The organism is Oceanicaulis sp. UBA6590 (genome assembly GCF_002433705.1).
In the GTDB taxonomy this organism is placed as follows: domain Bacteria; phylum Pseudomonadota; class Alphaproteobacteria; order Caulobacterales; family Maricaulaceae; genus Oceanicaulis.
In genome coordinates this window covers 42,202-48,600 of record NZ_DJIQ01000056.1, presented here as the reverse complement: position 1 = coordinate 48,600, position 6,399 = coordinate 42,202, and the positions used below count along the sequence as shown (strand labels likewise).

General features: G+C 64.1%; 7 protein-coding genes. 6 read left to right on the top strand and 1 reads right to left on the bottom strand.

Features of this window, described 5'->3' with window-relative positions; all coding sequences use genetic code 11:
• A partial coding sequence (locus tag B2Z70_RS11730; protein ID WP_292983482.1) for an AbgT family transporter occupies positions 1–1,511 on the bottom strand: 1,511 nt, incomplete at its 3' end.
• A 170-nt stretch (positions 1,512–1,681) separates the two neighbouring features.
• Between B2Z70_RS11730 and B2Z70_RS11725 the strand changes: the two genes are divergently transcribed.
• The 6 genes from B2Z70_RS11725 to B2Z70_RS11700 all read left to right on the top strand — a co-directional run bounded on the left by B2Z70_RS11725 (position 1,682) and on the right by B2Z70_RS11700 (position 6,392).
• Positions 1,682–3,298 carry a cisplatin damage response ATP-dependent DNA ligase gene (locus B2Z70_RS11725; protein ID WP_292983480.1) on the top strand — a complete coding sequence of 539 codons (1,617 nt, stop codon included), beginning with the start codon at positions 1,682–1,684 and terminating at the stop codon, positions 3,296–3,298.
• Positions 3,299–3,348: 50 nt separating this feature from the next.
• Positions 3,349–4,185, top strand: coding sequence for a mechanosensitive ion channel family protein (locus B2Z70_RS11720; RefSeq protein ID WP_292983478.1), 837 nt, complete (start codon positions 3,349–3,351; stop codon positions 4,183–4,185).
• 41 nt (positions 4,186–4,226) lie between these two features.
• A complete protein-coding gene (locus B2Z70_RS11715; protein WP_292983476.1) occupies positions 4,227–4,538 on the top strand; it encodes a DUF6460 domain-containing protein in 312 nt (103 codons plus the stop codon).
• Positions 4,539–4,615: 77 nt separating this feature from the next.
• A complete protein-coding gene (locus tag B2Z70_RS11710; protein ID WP_292983474.1) occupies positions 4,616–5,428 on the top strand; it encodes a response regulator in 813 nt (270 codons plus the stop codon).
• Between the two features lie 41 nt (positions 5,429–5,469).
• Positions 5,470–5,982, top strand: a complete 513-nt coding sequence (locus B2Z70_RS11705; protein ID WP_009801634.1) for a PaaI family thioesterase — start codon at positions 5,470–5,472, stop codon at positions 5,980–5,982.
• Positions 5,979–6,392 carry a PaaI family thioesterase gene (locus B2Z70_RS11700; protein WP_292983472.1) on the top strand — a complete coding sequence of 138 codons (414 nt, stop codon included), beginning with the start codon at positions 5,979–5,981 and terminating at the stop codon, positions 6,390–6,392. The genes B2Z70_RS11705 and B2Z70_RS11700 overlap by 4 nt, the downstream gene beginning before the upstream one ends.
• Positions 6,393–6,399: the final 7 nt, after the last annotated feature.

Sequence of the window (6,399 nt, the reverse complement as noted above, 5' to 3'; positions counted from 1 at the left end):
CCGATGCCGAACCCGTCCACCCAGCGCCGGCAGAACACCAGCACCAGCGGGAAATAGACCATGAGCGGCGTAATGATGTTGGTCGAGCCGTCGCCCACGCGATAAGCCGCCGTCGCCATTTCCGGGCTGACGCCGAGCAGCATCAGCATCGGCACCAGAACCGGCGCCATCAGCGCCCATTTGGCGCTGGCCGAGCCCACAAACAGGTTCAACACCGCCGAGAACAGGACGATCAGGCCCAGCACGATCGGCAGCGGCAGGCCCGATTGCTCGATGGCGTTCGCGCCGTTCACCGCCGTGATGATGCCCAGACGCGACTGGTTGAACATCTCCACGAAATAGGCCGCGAAGAAGGCGAGCACGAGATAATAGCCCATATCCTTCATGGCTTCGGCCATCATCGAGACCACGTCACGATGGGTCTTCACCGTGCCGGCCGCCTGACCATAGGCCACGCCCGCCAGCAGGAAGAGGATCATGAAGCCCGCCACCAGCGACTGGAAGAAGGGCACGAGCGCAATGGCCACGCCCTGACCTTCCGCCAGCGCGGATTCATTCAGCAGCGGCACATCCCCGCCATACATGGACAGCGCGCCGCCTGTGACGAGCGCGGGCAGGTCCACCGTCATGATCAGCCAGAGGAAACAGACCAGCAGCACGGCCCAGAGCGCACGCCAGAGGCCCGTCTTCTCGCCATCCGTCAGAGGCGCTTCGGGGTCGCTGTCATCGTCCTTGGCGTTCGTGGAGGCGCCGCCTGTCCATTTGCCCAGACGCGGCTCGACGATGCGGTCGGTGACGTACCAGATCACCGGCATGAAGATGAAGGTCATCGCGGCGATGAAATACCAGTTGCCGACAATGTTCATCGTCCACTCCGGCACCAGCGCCACCACGGACGCTTCGGTCACGCCGAACAGCAGGGCGTCCAGCTGACCGGGCAGAAGGTTCGCGGAAAAGCCGCCCGATACGCCCGCAAATGCCGCGGTGATGCCCGCAATCGGGTGACGGCCCGCCGCGGCGAAGATGACGCCCGCCAGCGGGATCAGCACCACATAGGCCGCGTCCGCCGCCAGATTGCCCATCATCGCCACCAGCGCCACCGCCGGAGTGAGCAGCATTTTCGGCACATCGCGCACCGCGGCGCGCATGGCGGTGCCAAAGAGGCCCGCCCGTTCGGCGACGCCTGCGCCCAGCATCACCACCAGCACATAGCCCAGCGGGTGAAAGCCGGTGAAGATTTCGGGCATTTCGACCAGCAGATGCTGCAGGCTGGCGGCGCTGAGAACACTGCGCGCTTCCACCAGAACGGCGCTCCCGTCCGGATTGGTCTGGGTCGGGTGCAGGGCGGACAGGCCCATCACCGCCGTGATCACCGAGATGATCACCATGGCGATGATCAGATAGAGGAAGATGAAGGCCGGATCCGGAAGTCGGTTGCCCGCCCGTTCGATCAGACCGAGAAAGCCGGTCTGGTGTTCAGTCTGCGCAGTCTCGCGCGCTTGGTCGCTCATGATGCTCCCCATCACCACAGCGGCTCTTCTGCGTGAGCGCGCCGTAAACTTTTACATGTGAACAGGGATACAGGCCCCGGACGCAAACGAAAACCCAAAGCGAATAGGGTTATCACCCCGACTGGGGTTTCAGGCGGCAAACCCGTTCAGTCATCCTATATGCTCAGACCATGGAACGCTTCGCCGCCCTTCTGGACCGCCTGTCCTATACGCCCCAGCGCAATGGCAAGCTGCGCCTGCTGGTCGAGCATTTCCGCCGCGAGCCCGATCCCGACCGCGGCTATGCGTTGGCGGCGCTGACCGGGGCGTTCGATTTCAAGACCGCCAAGGCCGCCGCCATCCGTCAGCTGGTCAGCGAACGGGTCGATCCGGTGTTGTTCGAGCTGTCCTATGACTATGTGGGCGATCTGGCGGAGACCGCCGCGCTGATCTGGCCGCAACGCCACGGCGCCAACCGGGCGCCTGATCTCGTTGAGGTGATCGACGGGCTGATGACGGTGAGCCGCGCCGGCGCGCCCGCCCTGATCGAAAGCTGGCTCGATGCGCTGGATGCTCAGGGCCGCTGGGCGCTGTTGAAGCTCGTCACCGGCGGGATGCGGGTGGGCGTCTCCGCCCGGCTCGCCAAGACCGCTCTGGCGCAGTTTGGCGATGTGGACGTCACCGAGATCGAGGAGCTCTGGCACGGGCTCGAGCCGCCCTATGACAGCCTGTTCGCCTGGCTTGAGGGCAAGGCCGACAAGCCGATCAACGCTGCGAAAGCGCCGTTCCGACCCGTCATGCTGGCTCATCCGGTGGAGGATGGCGGGCTGGATGGACTGGAACCGTCCGATTTCATCGCCGAATACAAATGGGACGGCATCCGCATTCAGGCGGTCAGCGAAGACGGGGTGCGCCGACTTTACACCCGCACGGGGGACGACATCTCCCATACCTTCCCTGATGTGCTGGCGGCGCTGGAATTTGAAGGCGCGATTGACGGCGAATTGCTGATCCGCACGCCCGATGGCGAAGTCGCGCCCTTTTCTGATCTTCAGCAAAGGCTGAACCGCAAGACCGTCTCAAAGGCGATGTTGACCCGCCTGCCCGCCTTCATCCGCGCCTATGACATACTGGTGGATGGGGAGGAGGATGTGCGCCGCTTGCCCCTGACCGAGCGCCGCACGCGACTGGAAGCGCTGGTCGAGCGCGCGCCATCCGACCGGATCGATCTCTCCGACACCATTGGCTTCGAGGACTGGAGCGCCCTGGAGACCTTGCGCGCCGACCCGCCGCATGCGCATGCCGAAGGCGTGATGATCAAACGGCGCGACAGCGCCTATCAGGCCGGTCGTCCCAAAGGCCACTGGTGGAAGCACAAGCGTGACCCGTTCCTGGTGGACGCCGTGCTGATGTACGCCCAGCGCGGGCATGGAAAGCGCTCGAGCTTCTATTCGGACTACACCTTCGGGGTCTGGCGCGAGGAGGATGGCGTTCAGGTGCTGGCTCCGGTGGGCAAGGCCTATTTCGGCTTCACCGATGACGAGCTCGAACAGCTCGACAAATTCGTGCGCGACAACACGGTGGACCGGTTCGGCCCGGTGCGCGCTGTGAAGGCGCGTCCCGACTTCGGCCTGGTGCTGGAGATCGCCTTTGAGGGGCTGAACCGTTCACCACGACACAAGTCCGGGATCGCCATGCGCTTTCCGCGCATTCACCGCATCCGCTGGGACAAGCCGGCGGGCGAGGCGGACTGGCTGATCCGCCTCCACCAGCTCTTGGAGGAACGGTTCGACCGTCCCGCGATTTAGTGCTATCGCAGATTAACTGTGCATTGGACCATCAAGGGGACTTACCGGACATGAGCACGACGACCGCGGCGTTCGATTTCGAACGCGCTCAGGAATACATCACCACCATCGGCCTTCAGATGGTCATGAATGTCGGCATGGCCGCGCTCATCCTGATCATCGGCTTCATGATCGCCGGCGCGGTGGGCCGCACCATCCGCTCCATTCCCGACCGCAATCCGAAACTGGATCCCACGATTGCGAGCTTCTTCGCCTCCATCGCCAAATACGGCGTGCTGGCCGTCGTCATCATCGCCGTCCTGACCCGCTTTGGCGTGGAGACCACTTCGCTGGTCGCGGCCCTTGGCGCCATGACGCTGGCCATTGGTCTCGCCCTTCAGGGCACGCTGTCGAACGTGGCGGCGGGCGTGATGATCATTTTCTTCCGCCCCTACAAGATGGGCGATTATGTCGAGATCGCGAACACGGCCGGATCGGTCAAGGACATCACCCTGTTCTACACCGAGCTGAACACCCCTGATAACAAGCAGATCATCGTGCCGAACGGTCAGTCCTGGGGCGATGTGATCACGAACTACTCCGCCTACCCCACGCGTCGCTGCGATTTTGTGTTCTCCGCCAGCTATGACGATGACATCGACAAGGTGATCTCGGTTCTGCGCACCACCTTCGAGGCCGATGAGCGCGTGATGAAGGAGCCGGCGCTGTTCGTGGAAGTGAAGGCGCATGGCGCCTCCAGCGTGGACTATGTGGTGCGCGCCTGGTGCCAGGCCTCGGACTATTGGGGGCTGCATTTCGACATGAACAAGAAGGTCAAAGTCGCCTTCGACTCCAACGGCATCGAGATCCCCTATCCGCACTCTGTGGAGATCCACAAGGAAGGCTGATCGCCGCGATACGGCCTTATTTGCGTGAGAGACAGACGATCATGAGCGAACAGACCCCGCATTCCGCCGGACTCAAGTCCATGCTTCAGCGCGTGCTGAGCGTGCGGTTCGCCGACCTCATGGTCGTCTTTCTTCTCTGCGTGCTGGTGGGCCTGGTCCTCGCCGTGTTCCAGGTCGACCCGGCCGATCTCTGGGTCGATTTCTTCCAGACCGTGGGCGACGCCTGGGCGTCCTTCTTTGACTCCATCGGCGCGTCGCTGCGCTGGGCCCTGCGCTATTTCTTCCTGGGCGCCGTGATCGTTCTGCCGATCTGGCTGGCCGTGCACCTGGTCCGGGCTTTTACCAAGCGCTAACAGCAAAATCCGTTCGGATAAGACAATCTCCACCTCTTGCCGCTAAACAGGTCTGATACACCTGAGAGGGGGAATGTGTGGCGGCAGAGCTGGATATCGATTTTGGCGACGAGGCGTCGTCGGGCGACGGCCTGGACTGGCGCCAGCGCGCCGTCATTGTCTGCGACCCCACGCCGTTCTCACGCCGTCTGACGGTCGACATCCTGCGCTATGCCGGCGCGGAGCGCATCCAGACCTGCTCGACCCCTGAATCCGCCATCTGGTTCGCAGAGAACGCCGATCAGTCGGTCATGGTCGTGGACTGGCGGGACGAGCGTCTGGACGCCGCCCAAACCATTCGCAAGCTGCGTCGCAGCAAGGGCGAGGCGAACCGCATCCCCACGCTCATCCTGTCCACCAAGAATACGCTTCTGGACATCGAAGCCGCCCGTGACGCCGGCGCGGACACCCTGGCGCTGCGCCCGGTCTCTCCTCGCGGGGTCACCGAACGCCTGACAGAAATCACCCAGCGTCCACGCGCCTTCGTGAAAACCTCCAATTACAGCGGTCCCGATCGCCGGGTGCGCAAGGCGGACGGCGCAGGCGCCTACAAGCGAGACCGGGACGTGGCGGAGGGCATGACGACGCCGCTGCAGGCTGCGCGCGCCCAGGCCCAGTCCATCATCTTCACCATGCTGCGCCGGGGCGATGAACTCTCGGCGCGGATTGGCCGGTCGCTGGAGCGCTTCCTCGCGAGCGTCGACGCCCTGGGCGATCGTGAACGCGAGATCATCCAGCTGCACCGCGCCTCTCTGGGGCGGCTTGCCGATCTTCAGGGCGAATCCCGTGAAGAGCGCATGGAAGTCGTGGAAGGTCTCGAAACGCTGGTGCGTCGCCGCCTGCGTGACTGACCGGCTGGAAAGCCGCGCCGGTTCCAAGTACAAGCGCTCCCATGAGCGATACCCTTCAAGACAAACTCGACACCCTGGCCGGGCTTCTGGTCGACGGCAGCCCGCATGCCGTCGCCCTGGGCATGAAGCTTGTGCGGGTCAGCCCTGGAGAAGCGGTAATCCGAGCGCCCTATCAGGCTGAGTCAATTGGCGATCCCGAGACGGGCGTGATGCATGGCGGCGTTGTCACCGCCCTGCTCGATCATGCCTGCGGCACGGCCGCCTTCGCCGGTCTGGGCGGGGATCAGGCGGTGGCCACGCTTGATCTGCGGCTCGATTACATGCGTCCGGCCAAGCCCGGCTGTGATGTCATCGCGGAAGCCAGGACCATCAAGGTGTCCGGGCTCATCGCCTTTGTCAGCGCCATCGCCCATGACGGGGATCAGAACGATCCCGTCGCCACCGCGCATGCGGCCTTCATGGTGACCAAGGCCAGCCAGGCCGCCGCCGAGCGCGCCCGCGCCGAGGTGGAGCAACACATGGCGAGCGAGAAAGCCGGAGGCGCCGCCTCATGAATGAGCGTCTGCATAAACTCCAGTCGAGCCCCTATGTCTCGCGCATGGGCGTGCGGTTCGATGACCATGGCGACGAGCTGACCGCCATTCTGCCTTATGACGAGTGGCTGATCGGCAATCCGTTGATCCCGGCGCTGCATGGCGGCGCCATCGGGGCGTTCATGGAGATCACCGCGTCAGCCGGCCTGCTGGCCTTCACCGAACTCGCCGCCCTGCCCAAGCCCATTGATGTGGCGGTGGACTATCTGCGTCCGGGCAAACCCCAGGATGTCTACGCCCGCGCCTCGATCACCCGGCAGGGCTCACGCGTGGCGAATGTGCGCGTGGACGCCTGGCAGGAGCGCCGCGCCTCGCCGATCGCCAGCCTGCATGGCCATTTCCTGATCAAGCCGATCAAGTCGGGCGGTTGAGTTCGCG